This window comes from Neorhizobium sp. S3-V5DH (assembly GCF_004343065.1).
GTDB classification, from domain to species: domain Bacteria; phylum Pseudomonadota; class Alphaproteobacteria; order Rhizobiales; family Rhizobiaceae; genus Neorhizobium; species Neorhizobium huautlense.
Window position 1 is genome coordinate 23,932 of the sequence record NZ_SMCL01000015.1, and the last position, 16,515, is coordinate 40,446.

Consider the following 16,515-nt stretch of genomic DNA (forward strand, 5'->3'; position numbering starts at 1 on the left):
GCCCGCGCGGCAATTCATCGGATAGTTCTGCTGGAATCGCTCTACAAAGCGCCTCCGTCGATGACGATCGTCTGAGCCGTCATGGCGGCGGAGGCGTTGGAAGCAAGGAACAGGCATGGGCCGACGAGGTCTTCGGCCACCAGCACCCGCTTCAGGCACTGGCGTTCGATCATCGCGCCGATGCCTTCCTCTGTCAGCCAAAGTTTTTTCTGCCGTTCTGTGACGATCATGCCCGGCAGAATGGCGTTCACGCGGATGTTCTCCGGCCCAAGTCTTCCGGCCAGGCTCTTCGTCAGCCCGATGATGCCGGCCTTGGCGGTCGTGTAGGCCGGCAGCTCTCCCATATTGAGCAGATAGGCAATCGAGGAGAAATTGACGATCGCGCCGCCGTCGGTCTTTCGCATATGGGGCACAGCCGCCTGCGAGACGAAGAACATCTGCTTCAGATTGATATCCTGGCTATGGTCCCAGTATTCTTCCGTTACCGCATCGAAGTCATGCCGGTCGTCCCAACCGGCATTGTTGACGAGTACGGACAGCGAACCCAGCCTAGCGGCGGCTTCGTCCACGGCGGCGCGAGTCTCGGCGACGTTACGCAGGTCGGCTTTTAGATAAATAACCGGGTGGGCGGACTTTTCCGACACGCGGTCGGCCAATCTTCGACTCTCTTGCTCGGCGATGTCAAGGAAAGCGATTTTGCTGCCCTGGGCCGCAAAACCCTTGACGAGAGCGGCCCCAATGCCTGATCCGCCGCCGGTAATCAGTACGCCGCGATCGGCGAGATCCGCATGCCGGATAGAAACTGCAGTCACGTGCTCCTCCGCTTCGCTTTTTCGCGAGCTTTATCGCAGATCGGCCGAAAGCGGCAAGACGGTCGCCAAAGCGTCGCCAACGGCTGGCGCGATTCCAGGCGGCATGAGTATCGCCATGGGAATAGCGCCGGGCGTCGCATGCAGCCAAGCGCGTCCCTATGCGTTTGTAATGACGGCCCTCCTGGAAGGCCGGAGAAAGGACCGTTATTCCGCAGCCTGACTTTGCGTCATGCCTTGGGCCGGCAGCTTTCCTGTCAGCACTTCCTCCGCGGAAGCGCGGTGGTTCTTGACGGAACTGGTCCACTGGCCCCAGACTGTGGGATCGATCTTGTCGCCGTTGTTACCGAGGTTCTGCAGGCGCTTGTTTTCGGCTTCGGTCAAAACCTGCTTCGGCAGCGGGCCGAGATGTTTGACATCATTGGCGGAGATGCCGAGCTTTTCGCCAACGCGCTTGCCATAATCGTCATGAACCATGAAGAAATGCCAGACCATCCGTTCCTGCACGTCGCGTTCGCACTGGCCAAGCAGGTCGCACATATTGAAGACGAGATCGTCGCGCTCCCAATCCATCATCGTGCAATAGCGGCCGCGGGCGTGGATATAGTCGTTGCGGCGTTCGATGACGCTGCGCGTCAGGCGGCCATGGATCTCCGGCGGATTGTTGGGCGCTTCCTGCGTAGCCTCGTGCAGCCCGTTATGGATCGACGGTTCGAAGTTGATATGCGGATTCTGTCCCGGGGCAAGGTCGCGACGATAGGACATTTGTCCGCCGTTGAGATTGGTGGAGACCTTTGAATTCTTCGGCTGATTGACTGGCAGTTGCAGATAGTTTGTACCGACGCGGTAGCGCTGCGTGTCGGAGTAGGAAAAAGTCCTGCCGACCAGCATCTTGTCGTCGGAGAAATCGAGGCCGTCGACCAGCACGCCTGTGCCCATAGCGATCTGTTCGTTTTCGTTAAAGTGGTCTTCGACGTTGCGATTCAGCGTCATGACACCGATGTGCCGAAGCGGGAAATCCTTCTCCGGCCAGATCTTGGTGTCGTCCAGCGGATCCCAGTCGAGTTCGGGATGATCGTGATCCTCCATGATCTGGACGTACATATCCCATTGCGGATAGTCGCCCCTCTCGATGGATTCATAGAGGTCCTTGGAGGCGGAACCGAGATCCTGTCCTTGTACCTTTGCCGCCTCGGCCGCCGTCAAGCTGGCGAGGCCACAGCGCGGATGGAAGTGGTATTTCACGAGCATCGTGTCGCCCTGTGCATTGACCATCTTGTAGGTGTTGACCCCAAATCCTTCCATGTGCCGATAACTCGCGGGGATGCCGCGCGGGCTGAAGAGATGCGTCAGCATGTGCATCGATTCCGGTGTCTGGCTCATGAAATCGAAGATGCGGTTCGGCTCCTGCCGGAAGGTGATGGGGTCTGGCTTCAGCGAATGGATCACATCCGGAAACTTGATGGCGTCGCGGATGAAGAAGACCGCGAGATTGTTGCCGACGAGATCCCAGTTGCCGTCTTCGGTGTAGAACTTCACCGCAAAGCCGCGCGGGTCACGCGCGACTTCGGAGGAGTCGCGGCCGCCGATCACTGTGGAGAAGCGTATTGCAAGCGGCGTTTTCTTCCCCGCCGTCTGAAAGAGTTTTGCGCGAGTGTATTTCGAGGCAGGCTCCTCGCCGATTTTTCCGGTCGCCTCGAATCCGCCATAACAGACGAAGCCGCGGGCATGCACCACACGCTCTGGAATACGCTCCCGATCGAAATGTGTGATTTTTTCAAGGAACTGGTAGTTCTCAAGCGTCGCGGGACCGCGGCTGCCGACGGTGCGCTGCGACTGGTTGTTCGTGATCGGGTGGCCCTGGCGGTTCGTCAAAGTGCGATCATCGGAGCCCTGGGGCATGCCGCCCGGAGCGCGCGGATTGGTCTTGTCGTCCATCTTCATCCCTCCTTGGAGAAAGGCGCGCCGCATCGCTTGCGGAAGCAAGAGGCGCGACCACGAGGCGGTAACTCCGGGGAATGGACGTTGTTCCTGGCGATACGGAGAATTTACCGCATTTGCACTGACTGTCTGCGCAGATCAGTCTATCCGTCATTTGCCTCCCTCGCGAGCACAGGCTAGTCGAAAGGGGAGACGAGTGTCGCTCGATTCCTTATCCTGTCCGCGCAAAGGAAATTTCCTTGTCCTCCTTGCCTGAAGCAAAAATCATTCTCCCGGAAAAACGATATGCTGCTTTCCTATTCGACATGGACGGCACGATCCTGAACTCGATTGCTGCTGCCGAACGCGTCTGGGGACGGTGGGCGGCTGCTATGGGACTTGATGTGGAAAAATTCCTGCCCACCATGCACGGCAAGCGCGGCATCGACACCATCACGGCACTTAGTCTTCCCGGCGTCGATCCGAGGTACGAAGCGAATGTGATCCTTCAAGGGGAGATCGAGGATGTGGAGGGGGTCGTGCCGATACCTGGTGCGGTCGAATTCCTGTCCGCCATACCTCCGGAACGATGGGCAATCGTGACGTCTTCTCCGATCGAGCTTGCCAAGCGCAGGCTCGAAGCTGCCGGAATTGCCCAACCACGCTACATGGTGACCGCCGAAGACGTGACGGTCGGCAAACCGAACCCGCAGGGCTATATCCTCGGATCCGAACGGCTCGGCGTCAGACCCTCGGATGTTCTAGTATTCGAAGACGTGCTCGCGGGTGTCCAGGCGGGGGAGGCGGCCGGCGCCGATGTCCTGGTCATTACGGCCACCCATAGCCACCCGATGGATACGAGCCACCCGCGGCTGCCCAGCTATCTGGATGTCACACCGCATGTCGGCGACGACGGGCGGCTTTCAATCGTGGCGAGACCCTAGTCATGCTGGTTGCCGGCTGGTGCGCATGATCTGCACTGTGGCAAACCATAGGATGATGCCGAGGCCCAACAGGAAGGCGGCGATCACGTACTGGATCGTATCGCGCCCGGTCCAGGGACCGGCGAGGAAGGTGCAGGAGATTGCGCCCAGCACCGGAAGCAAGGTCGGCGTGCGGAAATGCTTGTGCCCGACTTTGTCCTTGCGCAGCACCAGCACCGATACATTGACTACTGCGAAGACGCAAAGCAGCAGCAGCGCTGTTGTACCGCCCAGAGCCGGAACACCTCCCGCAAACAATATGAGAGCAATCGCGAGCAGCGACGTAAAGAGGATCGCGGCATGCGGGGTCCGACGAACTGTGTGTACCCTGCCCAGCGAGGCCGGCAATACGCCTTCGCGGCTCATGCCGTAGATCAACCGGCTCGCCATCATCATGTTGATCAGGGCGGAGTTTGCGACCGCGAACATCGTGATGACGGCGAAGATGCTGATCGGAAAACCGGGGGCGCCCGCCTGAACGACCTTGAGGAGCGGGGTTTCCCCTTCGCCGAGTTCGGCGGCCGGCACGAGCGTAATCGCCGAGATGGCGACGAGAATGTAGATGAGGCCAGTAATAACGAGACCGCTCAGGAGCACCTTCGGAAACATGCGGCTGGGGTCCTTGCACTCCTCCGCCATGTTGACCGAGTCCTCGAAGCCCACCATGGCGAAGAAGGCGAGCGTGGTTGCCGCAATCACCGGCCAGAAGATGCCGCTGCCCTCGGGGGTCGCAAATGTCCAGGCGCGGGAGACATCGCCCTGGCCGCCGGCAATCGCCCAGAAGCCGATGGCAATGATGATCAGGAGGCCGGTCAGCTCAACGACCGTCAGCAACACGTTCATCTTTAGGCTTTCGCCGACACCCCGGAAATTGATCAGACTGACCAGGACGATGAAGCCGACGGCAATCAGCGGAACGCCCCAGGCTCCGAGATCGAGGCCGAGAGAGGTGGAAAAATTGGAGGCAAAGGCGCGCGAGGCGGTCGCCGCGGACGTGATGCCTGACGAGATGACGGCGAAGGCGACCAGGAATGTAACGAAATGAATGCCGAAGGCCCTGTTGGCATAAAGCGCCGCGCCTGCGGCGCGAGGATATTTGGTGACCAGTTCCAGGTAGCTGCAGGCCGTCAACAGCGCCACGACGAAAGCCACCAGGAAGGGCAGCCAGACGACACCACCCACCCTGGCTGCCACTTGCCCCGTAAGGGCATAAATACCGGTCCCCAGGATGTCGCCGACGATGAACAACAGGAGAAGTCCAGGGCCGATGACACGTTTCAGTTCCGTGTCTTCCTCGTGCGGCTCGGTAACCGGCTGATCCATTTCGCCCTCCCTCAGCAACTATCGTCCGTCTCGCTTAATGCGGGTAAAGTCTCGTTGTTCCACCAATGCGATGTGGCGTCCGGGATTTCCTTGAAAATGCCACGTGCGGATCTGATATGTGCAGTCCACTGCGGATTGCGTCGCAACGGCATCAGGGTGATCAGGAGAGTTCCATGGTTTGGAATTGCAATGGCGACGGCAAGTGCCGGGCGAGGGGTGCGGGGCAGCTTTCCGCCGATGAAGCCTTACTGCCGCCCCCGGATGCGGCCGTTTCGGATTTTCTCTATTTCCTACGCTCCTGGATCAGCAATCCGCTACGTGTGGCAGCGATTGCGCCATCGGGAGATTCTCTTGCCAAGCTGATGACGCAGGAAATCGCACCGATGGAGGGCCCGATCATTGAACTGGGGCCAGGTACCGGTGTCTTCACTCGTGCCCTGCTGGCTCGAGGCGTGAGCGAATCCGATCTGACCTTGATCGAGTGTGGAACGGAATTTATTCCGGGATTGAAGCGCCGCTTTCCGAAGGCGCGCGTGCTTCAGATGGATGCGGGGAGGCTCCACCATGGGCATCTCTTCGAGGGCCAACCGGTCGGTGCAGTGGTAAGCGGCCTGCCGATCCTATCCATGTCGCCTAGAAAGGTGACGGCTATTCTCTTGGGTGCTTTTACCTATCTCCGTCCCGGCGCGGCCTTCTATCAATTTACCTATGGCCCGCGGTGCCCGGTGCCCCGGCCGATCCTCGATCGCCTGGGCCTCAAGGCTGCCCATGTCGGCGGGACCATGCGCAATCTACCTCCGGCGGCCGTATATAAAATCTCCCGGCGGAAGCCGCTCGATAATGTCCGCAGCGTCCGAATCCCTGGGAATGAAGCATCGTTCGAAGCGCTGCCCGCCAGGTGGGTCTCGGACGACTGACGCGGGCGGTTGGCTTAGATGACGCTCAGCGTCGCGCTTGCGAGCGCCAGGTAGCGGCTGGCCTTGCCGATAAAGACGAGGATCAGGAAGATCGGCAGCGGCTCCTTCATGACCCCGGCAGCGACAGTGACGGCGTCGCCACCAATCGGCAGCCAACTCAGCAGAAGGGACCATTTTCCGTATTTCTGATACCAGATTTGCGCCCGCTCGAGTTTCTCCGGCGTGACGGGGAACCAGCGCTTGTCTCGAAACTGTTCAACCCCGCGGCCGATGAACCAGTTGACCGCAGCGCCCAGCGTATTGCCGACCGACGCCACGAGAAGCAGTCCCGCGAGTGAATACCGGTCGCTGAGGATCAGCCCTACAAGGATCGCCTCCGACTGCATCGGAAAAATGGTGGCGGCGATGAAGGCTGCGGAGAAAAGACCCGCATAGGCGGCAAAATCGAACATGACCGAGACTTCTAGAGGGAAAAACCAAAAGGGCGGATTCTCACCCGCCCTTCGGTATTGCTGAATGTGACGCTCAGGCCTGCTTTGCGCGATCGCCGTCCTCGATCGCCGTTTCGCCGGCGGCCTCGGCCTGGTTGGCCTTGCGCCGGGTGCGCCAGTCCCCGAGGAAGAGCAGGATCGGCGCGGCGATGAAGACCGACGAGGAAGCCGCGATCACGATACCGAACACCATCGGGATGGCAAAGCTTTCCACCGCGCTGCCACCCCAGATCGCCATCGGCAGCATCGCGAGGAAGGCCGTGACGGAGGTATAGAGGCTTCGTGCCAGCGTTTCGTTGATTGACAGGTCGATCAGTTCGCGCAGCGGCATCTTCTTATAAAGCCGCATGTTTTCGCGCATCCGGTCATAAACGACGACCTTGTCGTTCACCGAGTAGCCGACGAGTGTCAGCAGCGCCGCGATAGCCGTCAGGTTGAAGTCGAGACCGGTCAACGCAAAGAAGCCGATTGTTTTCGTGACGTCGAGCACAAGGGTTGCGATAGCGCCGACCGCGAAGGGCCATTCGAACCGCGCCCAGATATAAACGAGCATCGCAAGCGACGCGAGCACGACCGCCAGGATGCCTGCCGTCGCGAGTTCGCCGCTGACCTTCGGGCCGACGACTTCGGTACGCTCGACCTTTGAAGTCGGATCGATCTTGACCACTTCGGCCTTGAGCTTTTCGACCGCATCGGTTTGCGCCTGTTCGCCGCCCGGCTGGCGCTCGACGCGGACGAGAACGCGGTTCTTGGCGCCAAACTCCTGCAGGGCGACTTCGCCGAGGCCGAGTTCATCGAGGCCTGAGCGGAAGGCTGCCAGATCGGTCTCGTTCTGGGTGATCACTTCGAGCTGAATGCCGCCGCGGAAGTCGACGCCGTAGTTAAGGCCGGGTGTGACGAAAAGGACGATCGAGGCCACGGACAAGATCAGCGACACGCCGATACCGACGAAACGACCTTTCATGAAATTGATATGCGTTCCATCCGGGATCAAGTTGATCGGCAGGAGCGGCTTGATCTCGATCTTCTTGAGTTTCTGGCGGCTGGCAATGAAGACCATCACGACGCGGACGATGGAAACTGCCGTGAACATGGAGATTGCGATGCCGAGACCCATGGTGACGGCGAAGCCGCGGACGGGACCCGATCCGAACCAGAAGAGCAGGACTGTAGCGATAAGGGCCGTGACGTTACTGTCGACGATGGTCGAGTAGGCGCGCTTGAAACCTGCGTCGATCGCCCCAAAGGCACTGCGTCCCTTTCTTGTTTCTTCCTTGATGCGCTCGTTGATGAGAACGTTCGCATCGACCGCGAGACCGATGCCGAGCACGATACCGGCAATACCCGGCAGCGTCAGGGTGGAGCCGATCAGGGTCAGGCCGGCAAAGGTCAGGATGACGTTGATGAAGAGAGCAACGTTGGCGAGAATGCCCCAAGCTCCGTAGAGGAAGAACATGAAGCCGACGACGAGGCCGAAGCCGATGATGCCGGTGAAGATGCCCATCTCGATGGCATCGGACCCGAGGTCGGCGCCCACGGTGCGCTCCTCGATGACTGTCAGCTTGGCGGGCAGGGCGCCGGCGCGCAGCAATGCCGAGAGCGTATTGGCTTCCTCGACCGAGAAGCCGCCCGAGATCTGGCCAGAGCCGCCGGTGATCGGCGTACGGATGACCGGTGCGCTCAGCACCTTGTTGTCGAGGACGATCGCGAAGGGACGGCCGACATTCTGTTGGGTGATTTGGGCGAAGCGGTTGGCGCCGGCCGAGTCGAACCGGAAATTGACGACCGGTTCGTTGGTCTGCTGGTCGAAGGCGGCGCGGGCGTCCGTCAGGCGATCGCCGGAAAGCTCGACGCGATCGAGAACCGGATATTGGTTGCCGCCGTCGTCCGACAGCATCGTCACGCCTGGTTCTCCCTGCTGACCAAGCAGGTGGAAGCTCATCTTGGCGGTTGAACCGAGGAGCTGGCGCAGGCGCGACGGATCCTGTTCACCCGGAAGCTGGACGAGAACCCGGTCGGAGCCGACACGCTGGATGGTCGGTTCGGCAACACCCACCTGGTCCACACGCTGGCGGATGATTTCAAGGCTCTGATCAACCGCCGCGGTGATGTGGGAGTTGATCCCCGCTTCGGTCTGGGCGATCGAGATCGTGTTGTCGGATGGCGTTGTGATCGCAAGATCGCTGCCGCCGACCGCTGTTCCCAGGCCCACAGGGTTCGCGAGCGTCTGCAGTTCCGTGACGGCCGCGTCTCGCTGTGTCGGGTCACGAAGTGCGACTGTGATCGCTTCGCCCGAACGACGGATCGCCGAGGTGTTAATGTTCTTGTCGCGCAGAACGCGGCGGGCATCCTGAAGAAGGCTCTGGACGCGCTCGTTGATCAAGTCGGCGCGGTCCACTTCCAGCACGAGGTGTGAGCCGCCGCGCAGATCGAGGCCGAGGGAGACGCGGTTGTGCGGCAGCCATGACGGAAGACGGTCGAGGGTGGACTGCGGGATGACGTTCGGCAGCGCCACCAAAATGCCGATGATGATGATGAGAGCATAGCTCGCCACCAGCCACGGGGAATTTCTCATGTTTCTAATCCTGCTAAGCCCGTCGCTTCCTGAGCGGAAGGGCAAGAATGCTCATATTGTCGAAACGCCGAAGGCGCGTCCTCAGACGGCAAGCGGCGGAGCTCGCGGCAGCGAGCCATGCCAGAACCGAAAGCCTCTGGTTCTTGCGGTGGCATTCGGCGTCTGGGCCGAGGAATAAAGTGGGAAGGTGATTTCTGTGGAGTAGAGCGCGAGAGCGCCATCTGCATTGGCTGAATGAGAAGCAGTCCCATCCTTGCGATCTGTCGCGGCAAGCGCCCTTAACGGCTCTCGCTTGGAAAGATGCGGCGCGTCAGTGCTTTTGCCGGCAGACTGGATGCCACGCGCGATCTGCACGTCCTTGACGACACCCGAGAGCAGACCGATAAGCGCTGCAATCAGCAGCGCCACGGCAATCGCCGGCCAGCGCGACACCAGACCAAGCTCGTCGCGTTCGCCTCTGATCCGCCTGTGCTGCGGAAAAAGCGCCATCCGTCTCAGCTCCGGAGCGTTACAAAAATCCCGAAGTGCCTGCTTCGGAACGGAAAGCAGCCTTCTAAAGGAGAGCCTTCAGGTGGTCAATCTCGCTGTCGGGAGCGTAGACGGAGATTGCGGCGTGATTACCGGCGTCAAAGCATTTTGCGCGTGGATGCGGAGCGCTGTCTAGGATCAGCGAGGGTTGCGATCATCAGTTCATGGCCGCGGTCATGTGTTGCTCGTCGTTGCCACTATGGCTCAAAATCACTTTCGTGGAATGGAAGCGGGGCTCTCCAACTCTTGCGAGCCGGGGTCCGCGAGCCCCTAACCGGCATCATGTCGGCTGAAAGCGCACCTACCTTTGCTTTCCGACCATGTGCAATGGGACCTGGGCGAAAAGTCTGAGGCGTGGTGACGAAACACTGACTTCCTGTCCGAAAACAGCACATCAGCGTGGTCGGCCTTGATCGACGTTACGCGAAGTCACCCCGCTTGGGCGGTGTCGCGGGCTCGCGCAACCCAGGCGGCACCCTCGCGTGCATGATGAAAACCATTTGATAGCGGTGCGGCGGGATAGAGCATCCGGAGCTTGTCGACCGCCTCGTCTGCGCCGATCGCGCCGTCGAGCGCGGCGCTGTAGAGGGACGCGACAGCCACCATGTCGCAGTCTTGAGGTGAAATCCGGATTGCCGAAACGCCGCAGGCGGCAAGGTCGGGTAGTTCGCCGAGAAGTGCCTGGCAGGTATGGGAAATCGTCTGTACGCCGTTCAAGGCCAGGAAAGACTGGCGATCGAGCGTTTTCACCGGCAGGCCGTCCGGGTCATCGCCGCAAACGAACTGGCAATTGTCCTTGATTTTTCCCTTCGAGCGCGCGTGGGCGCAGCGTGCGGAGATCGCAAGCGGCATGCGCCCGAATGCAAAAACCTCGAAGTCAACTCCCGGAGTTTCAGCAATGACCCGCTTGACCGACGAAAAGGGGAGTTCCGGCGGTAGACAGATGCGGCATGCACCACGTCCGGCAAGCAGCCGGGCGGTCGCTGAATTGTAGACATTGATCAACGGCCCGACGCTATGGGCCTTGCCGTTCAAAAGACCGAGTGCCGAGAGGTCGTTCGCCTCGACCATGTACTCGCTGTCGCGTGCAAGCTCCCGGATCAGCCTGCTTTCCCGCTCCAGCGTCACGAGAGCCAGCGTCGAGAGGAGCACTGTCTTGCCGGCATTTTCCAGCCGTTCGATAACCTCGGCAATGTGAGGTTCGATAAAGTGCTGGCGTTTGGAACAGACCGTCTCTCCGATCACAACCCGCTCGAAAGGAGCCTCATCGGCGATGCGGAAGTGGAAATCGCGCCATTTGGCGCTGTCCCAAAGATAGTAGACGGGTCCCATGGTCAGCGAGGGGCGGGCGGTCTCCATCTTCATCTCCAACGCTTCTCGTAGGCACCCGACGTCGTCTTCTGTCCCTCGCTCAGCCCGCGAAGATGGGCAAGCAAGGCCGGACGATCGTCCGCCTTGGCTGACAACGCCTTTTTCAGCGTTGAAACGACCTCCGCCACATAGGCTTTGCCGCGCTGTCGGCCTTCGATTTTCAGTGCGCTGACGCCGGCGGCGGTCAGCGCATCGATCTCGCCCATAACATCGAGCGATACCGGGTCCTCAAAGGCGTAGCCCCGTTCGTCTGCTATGTCGAAGCGGCCCTTGCAGAGCGTCGGATAGCCGGCAGCTTCTCCGGTGGCAAAGCGGTTTATAGTGTAGGCGCCAAGCTCGGAGACGAGTTCATCGGCTTCCTTGCGGTAGCGGACGTGGCTGGCGGGCGAGCAGACGCCATTCATGTTCGGCGATTTCCCGGTCGCATAGGAGGACAGCGAGCAGCGCCCTTCTGCCATGACGCAAAGGCCGCCGAAGACGAAGACCTCTATTTCGCAGCGGATCTTCGGCGCAATGCGAGCGATGTCGGCGATGGTGAGCGTGCGCGGAAGCACCACGCGCTTGGCGTTGAAGGCGTCGACCAGAAAGTTGATCGCGTCGACGTTGGAGGCGGACGCCTGCACGGAGACATGCAGCCGCTGGTCGGCATAGTGCTCCGCGACATGGGCCATCAGGCCGAAATCAGCAAGGATGAGCGCATCGGCGCCCAGCGCTACCGCGTCGGCGGCGGCTCGGTACCAGATCTCTTCATCGCCTGCGCGCATGAACGTGTTGAGGGCGACGAATGTCTGGGTACCTTTGCTGCGGGCATAGGCGATCGCTTCGCGCAATTCGTCCCGGCTGAAATTGAGTCCCGGAAAGTTGCGCGCATTCGTCTCGTCGCGGAAGCCGCAATAGACGGCGTCCGCTCCCGCGTCGACCGCTTCGCGAAATGCTGAGGGTGTGCCGGCGGGGCAAATCAGTTCCATCGGGAAGCCTCCTCAGTCAGCGCGCGCTGTCGAATGCTTTCGGCAACACGCCCGACGATCGGCGCAAGCGGGCCGGCCAGCGCGGAGAGGTCACGCGGTAGATCGATATCGCAGTCGTCCAGGGCGTTGCGCATCGCCAGCATCGCCTCCATGTCTCCGCTGACGGTGAGATCGCGCGAGAAGAAAAGGGCGTCCGCGTCGCAACGGCCTTCGAGCAGCGCGAGCAGCATGAAGAGTGGGCCTTCGACGGAGGCATCCGCGGTTGGCGGCACCGGTAACCTTCGCGCCACGTGGATGGATGGCTGTGCCGGTGAGACAACGAAGACGAGCGGAATGTCGGTCGGCATGAAGGCGAAGCGCTTTTCGATATGCTCACCGAGGCGGGCAAACAGATGGGGATGTTGCGTCGTCACCCGCTGGAACAGCATGGATGTGGTTCGCTCGATCGCCGCCATTGGAATGACATTAAGGGGGGCGGCGAGTGTCGCGGGGAATCTCATCTTGGCGGGTCCTGCTGGAATCGGCCGGAGGCTAGCGGCAGCCTTCAGGGCGATGTTTGACCCAGCGCAAACAATAGCGGTTTTTCACGAGCAAATGGCGCTTCGATTGCAGGGAGAAATTCTGCAATGGTGTCAACTGTTTGCGGTTTAGCAAAGAAGCCGATGCGGACCGCTGATAACCGGTTGCGTCGCCGAGAATGAATAACGGCGTATCGGCATGATGCCGGGTCTTCGGAGCCACCGGTCATGCGTTTGTCAGACGTCGGAATTACCAAGAGAATATTGATTGCCGTTTGCCTTCCCGTTCTACTTGTCCTGGGCCTTTCCTACGAGAGGATAGGCAGGAGTGCAGAAGCGTATCGCGCTGCAGATCGACTTGTCGACGTGACCGACTACGTTTCGGCCCTCGGGGAAGCGGTGCACAAGCTGCAGGTCGAGCGCGGAGAGAGTGCTGCGTTGTTGGGCAGCAACGCGGCAGACAGCCGCGGGCATCTGAGCACGATCCGTCTGGAGTTCGACCAACTCGCTTCCGCCGTCGCCGCAAAGGGCGAAAAAGCATCGGTCGGCCGTGCTACAGATTTCGGTGAGAAGCTCTTGGCCCTGGCTCAGTTCCGACAGAGGATCGACCAATCCGCAGTCACGCCTGAAGAAAGTACCACTTTCTATTCCGGCCTCGTCGCACAACTTCTTCAGATCCCGCGTGATCTCGTGGCACAGGGGAAGAACAGCAGCCTGTCGGGTGAATTGGCAGCGTACAACCTGTTCTCGCAGGCAAAGGAACTTGCGGGTCAGGAACGGGCGATTGGCAACGCCGCAATTTCTTCGGGTAAAATCGATGCGGAAAAACTACTGAAGCTTTCGCGTCTCTACGGAGCCCAGGCGACCCTCCTTCAAGAATTCGAGGAAGCCCATCCTTCCCTGGGGCCGGATCTGAAGGCTGTAGGCCCGGATGCCCAACCGAGACTGGCTTCGATGCGAAGCGAGATATTCAGGGCAGGGGCAAATATCGACTTCACGGGCTGGAAGGTGTCCGACTGGTACGGTGCTGCAAGCGAACGGATCAACCGTCTTCGCGAGGTCGAGAAGAAGGTCTTGTCTTCTTTGCGCGACGATGCGGTCGCTCTTGCGGGGCAAGAGATGCGCGCGCTCGTCACGGTGGGAACGGTGCTGGCCGTTGCGCTGATCGCCGCCATCGCACTTTCGATTTCGATCGGTTTGGGCGTGGTTCGCCCGCTTCAGCAATTGACAAAGGTGGTCGAGAAATTGGCCCGGGGTGAAGCGGACGAAACCTCCGTCTCCGTGGACTCGAAGGACGAAGTCGGTGCGATGGCTCTCGCCGTGCGGCATGCCGTCGAAGCCGCCAAACAGCGTGCGGCGCAAGAACGTGAGGAAGACTTGCAGCGTGCGGCTCAAAGACAGGCGGAGGCGGACACTCTTGAACAAGAACGCGCCGCTCGCTCTCGATCCCTGGAAATGGCGCTCAGCGAACTTGACCAGGGCCTGCGGGAGCTTGCAGGCGGCAACCTTCGCCATCGCATCGTCAACGAACTGGCATCGGGCCTCGATCCGCTGCGGCTGAGCTACAATCTGTCGGTCGAGACACTCGAAAGCCTTGTCTCGCTCGCCGGGGCGAATGCCCATAGCATCAACGTGGCATGCGGAGAGTTGCGTGGCGCAGCCGACGATCTCTCAAGGCGTACCGCCGGCCAGGCGGCAGCGCTCGAAGAGGCTGCCGCTGCGCTGGAGGAGGTAGCAACCGCGGTGAAGATGTCTGCGAGCGGGGCCGACGAAGCCAAGAGATCGGTTGCAATCGCCAATGCCGACACATCGGAGGCAACTAAAATCGTCGCCGATACCGTGGCGGCCATGCAGGACATCGCAAGATCCTCGAACCAGATCGGACAGATCATCGGTGTGATCGACGACATAGCATTCCAGACCAATCTTTTGGCGCTCAATGCGGGAGTCGAGGCGGCGAGAGCCGGAGAGGCAGGCAAGGGATTTGCAGTCGTCGCGCAGGAGGTACGCGAACTGGCGCAGCGTTCCGCTGCTGCTGCCCGAGAGATCAAGGATCTCGTTGCGCTGGCGTCGAAGGACGTTTCCGGCGGCGTCGCTCTGGTCGGGCGGACCGGCGAGGCTCTCGTCGGCATCGAGCGGCATGTGCAGATCATCAATCAACAGGTTCTGGGGATCGTGCAATCTTCCATGGAACAATCGATCGCGCTGGCCGAAATCACTTCGACCGTCGGCCAGCTCGACCAGATCACCCAACAGAATGCCTCTATGGTGGAACAGACCAATGCGGCGACGCAGTCGCTGGCAGGGGAAACGGAAAAACTGCGCGAGCAGCTTGGGACATTTCAGACAGGGGATGCGCATCAGGAACCGTTCCGAGATTACTTGGCTGCCTGAACGTAGAAGCCGTTCCCGGGGCGTTGGCAGTCCGGCCTCTGGCCGGGCTGCGTTCCTGGAGTAAGTTTGGCTAACGCGAAGACGGTTGTAGTCCCGCTAGCACAAGACCTCCCGACCCTCAGCTTCGGCAACCAGCAGCGCCTCGATGATCAGCTTTTCCGAATGCACGTGCCGCCTGAGGGCTTCCAGAAAACCCAGGAGCAGATAGCGGGCGGAACTGGCAGACGCGCACTTGTTGTCGGCAAGCTCTTTCAGGGTAGTTTCTACTTCCTGACCGGCGAGCAGATCGCATCGATGCTCCGCCTTCAATTGTTCGATCATGTGCGGCGCAAAATAGGATCCTGCGTTGCTGCTGAAGTCGGGAAACAGCACCTCTTCCTCCAGAGCATGCGTCGCCTTTATCAGCTCCGCTATGTTCTTCGACGTATCGAGGCAGGTGGCGGTGTCGATTTCATCGGGCAAAGAGGCGGCAATCTCCTCAAGCGTCAGGCACAGTCGGAGAAGCGTTGTGTGATTTTGCTCCAACGCGGCAAGGTTCTGCGCGCTTAGCTTAGCCGTGATTGTCATAATCCTTCCCTTCAAAACTGCGGCAGGACGAGGTTTCTCATTTTGCCCGAGGGCGTTCCGCAAGCAGGTGCAGGGAAGGAAAATGCCGAAACAGGGCCGGCCTATCTTTGCGCGCAAGCAAATAAGGCGGAAGCCGTTGGCGCAGCCGGAAGTTCTGGATCAGGAATGACGTGGTTTAGGTGAATTCCTGACGAACGTCATCTCTTCCTGCGCCACTTGGCCTTGAGCGCTCAGGATGGCTCGCCATCTGCGGTTTCCAAGCCGCACGCTGAGCCTATGGGTTCCCGCGTCCTCTCCTTCTCCCCGTTCGACGCTGCTCGTGATGTGTCCTTGCCTGAGGCTCTTTCGGAACTCCTCGCTCGACAGACCGAAGCGCTGGGCGAGCTCAGGCGTTTCAAGGACAAAGTCACCATTTTCGTCGCGTTCGATGTGCATGATGAGTCCTCCGCAAGGAGCTAAAGGAAAGGGGCCGGTTACTCTGCCGGCCACCGATCTATTGCCGCCGTTCCCGAACTGATACCTGCGCTGCTGCATTGATCGGCCGCAACTTGGCCTTCCCACATGCGAGCGATAGGCCCGATGGCCAGAGCCAGCAGATCGATCGCCCGGCAAGCCAGTTGATCGACCATATCATCGATTGTCTGCGGCTTGTGATAGAAGGCAGGCACCGGCGGCATGACGATCGCTCCCATTTCGGTGACGGTGCACATATTGCGCAAGTGGCCAAGATGCAACGGCGTTTCCCGGGCGAGCAGTACAAGCCGCCTCCTTTCCTTGAGCTGCACGTCGGCGGCCCTGATGATGAGGGTATCGGCATGCCCGGTCGCCACGGCCGAGAGGGTGCGCATGGAACAAGGGGCCACGATCATTCCCTGAACAGGGAAGGAGCCGCTTGCTATCGCAGCTCCGATGTCCCCGGCCGGATATATCCTGTGAGCAAGCGAACGGATATAGGCAAGCGCCTGCGTGCCGACCTCGTGCTGCAGCGTCCGTCTTCCGGCATCCGAAACCACGAGGTGGGTTTCGATTTCCGGCAGCTCAGCCAACCGTTCGACAATCCGAACAGCGATCGGGGCGCCCGAGGCACCGGAAATTCCGACGACCACTCGCTGAGGCTTCTTCTGCATTGCTCGGCTCCTGTCCCGGTCGAT

At 60.4% G+C, this 16,515-nt stretch carries 15 protein-coding genes; 3 read left to right on the forward strand and 12 right to left on the reverse strand.

Features of this window, described 5'->3' with window-relative positions; all coding sequences use genetic code 11:
- Positions 1 to 41: 41 nt before the first annotated feature.
- Positions 42 to 812: an SDR family oxidoreductase gene (locus EDE09_RS19065; RefSeq protein ID WP_112796550.1), complete on the reverse strand. Its 771-nt coding sequence runs from the start codon at positions 810 to 812 to the stop codon at positions 42 to 44.
- 204 nt (positions 813 to 1,016) lie between these two features.
- A complete protein-coding gene (locus EDE09_RS19070; protein ID WP_245505200.1) occupies positions 1,017 to 2,747 on the reverse strand; it encodes a catalase in 1,731 nt (576 codons plus the stop codon).
- Between the two features lie 242 nt (positions 2,748 to 2,989).
- On the opposite strand from EDE09_RS19070, the gene EDE09_RS19075 reads away from it, so the two are divergent.
- Positions 2,990 to 3,673, forward strand: coding sequence for an HAD family hydrolase (locus EDE09_RS19075; protein WP_112796552.1), 684 nt, complete (start codon positions 2,990 to 2,992; stop codon positions 3,671 to 3,673).
- Here EDE09_RS19075 and EDE09_RS19080 read toward each other — a convergent pair whose 3' ends face one another.
- Positions 3,674 to 5,035, reverse strand: a complete 1,362-nt coding sequence (locus EDE09_RS19080) for an APC family permease (RefSeq protein ID WP_112796554.1) — start codon at positions 5,033 to 5,035, stop codon at positions 3,674 to 3,676.
- Between the two features lie 173 nt (positions 5,036 to 5,208).
- On the opposite strand from EDE09_RS19080, the gene EDE09_RS19085 reads away from it, so the two are divergent.
- Positions 5,209 to 5,952 (forward strand): phospholipid methyltransferase, encoded by a 744-nt coding sequence (locus EDE09_RS19085; RefSeq protein ID WP_245505201.1) that lies wholly within the window; start codon positions 5,209 to 5,211, stop codon positions 5,950 to 5,952.
- Positions 5,953 to 5,966: 14 nt separating this feature from the next.
- On the opposite strand, the gene EDE09_RS19090 is transcribed toward EDE09_RS19085, so the two are convergent.
- The 6 genes from EDE09_RS19090 to EDE09_RS19115 form a co-directional block, all read right to left on the reverse strand.
- The gene (locus EDE09_RS19090; RefSeq protein ID WP_112796556.1) at positions 5,967 to 6,404 is read right to left on the reverse strand and encodes a YqaA family protein; all 438 of its coding nucleotides are present in this window, start codon (positions 6,402 to 6,404) and stop codon (positions 5,967 to 5,969) included.
- A 73-nt stretch (positions 6,405 to 6,477) separates the two neighbouring features.
- Positions 6,478 to 9,018 (reverse strand): protein translocase subunit SecD, encoded by a 2,541-nt coding sequence (gene secD, locus EDE09_RS19095; protein ID WP_112796558.1) that lies wholly within the window; start codon positions 9,016 to 9,018, stop codon positions 6,478 to 6,480.
- A gap of 81 nt (positions 9,019 to 9,099) precedes the next feature.
- Complete coding sequence (locus EDE09_RS19100) at positions 9,100 to 9,507, reverse strand: hypothetical protein (protein WP_112796560.1); 408 nt, start codon at positions 9,505 to 9,507, stop codon at positions 9,100 to 9,102.
- A gap of 468 nt (positions 9,508 to 9,975) precedes the next feature.
- On the reverse strand, positions 9,976 to 10,905 hold the full coding sequence (locus tag EDE09_RS19105; protein ID WP_112796680.1) for a U32 family peptidase: 930 nt from the start codon (positions 10,903 to 10,905) through the stop codon (positions 9,976 to 9,978).
- A gap of 2 nt (positions 10,906 to 10,907) precedes the next feature.
- Positions 10,908 to 11,885 carry a peptidase U32 family protein gene (locus EDE09_RS19110; RefSeq protein ID WP_112796562.1) on the reverse strand — a complete coding sequence of 326 codons (978 nt, stop codon included), beginning with the start codon at positions 11,883 to 11,885 and terminating at the stop codon, positions 10,908 to 10,910.
- Positions 11,876 to 12,385, reverse strand: a complete 510-nt coding sequence (locus EDE09_RS19115) for an SCP2 sterol-binding domain-containing protein (RefSeq protein WP_112796564.1) — start codon at positions 12,383 to 12,385, stop codon at positions 11,876 to 11,878. Before EDE09_RS19115 ends, EDE09_RS19110 begins: the two co-directional genes overlap by 10 nt.
- 246 nt (positions 12,386 to 12,631) lie before the next feature.
- Between EDE09_RS19115 and EDE09_RS19120 the strand changes: the two genes are divergently transcribed.
- The gene (locus EDE09_RS19120) at positions 12,632 to 14,797 is read left to right on the forward strand and encodes a methyl-accepting chemotaxis protein (RefSeq protein ID WP_132412427.1); all 2,166 of its coding nucleotides are present in this window, start codon (positions 12,632 to 12,634) and stop codon (positions 14,795 to 14,797) included.
- 96 nt (positions 14,798 to 14,893) lie between these two features.
- Here EDE09_RS19120 and EDE09_RS19125 read toward each other — a convergent pair whose 3' ends face one another.
- The 3 genes from EDE09_RS19125 to EDE09_RS19135 form a co-directional block, all read right to left on the reverse strand.
- A complete protein-coding gene (locus EDE09_RS19125) occupies positions 14,894 to 15,364 on the reverse strand; it encodes a hemerythrin domain-containing protein (RefSeq protein ID WP_105373497.1) in 471 nt (156 codons plus the stop codon).
- A gap of 159 nt (positions 15,365 to 15,523) precedes the next feature.
- Positions 15,524 to 15,799: a DUF6522 family protein gene (locus EDE09_RS19130; RefSeq protein WP_112796572.1), complete on the reverse strand. Its 276-nt coding sequence runs from the start codon at positions 15,797 to 15,799 to the stop codon at positions 15,524 to 15,526.
- Positions 15,800 to 15,837: 38 nt separating this feature from the next.
- A complete protein-coding gene (locus EDE09_RS19135) occupies positions 15,838 to 16,491 on the reverse strand; it encodes a UbiX family flavin prenyltransferase (protein ID WP_105373495.1) in 654 nt (217 codons plus the stop codon).
- Positions 16,492 to 16,515 lie beyond the last annotated feature (24 nt).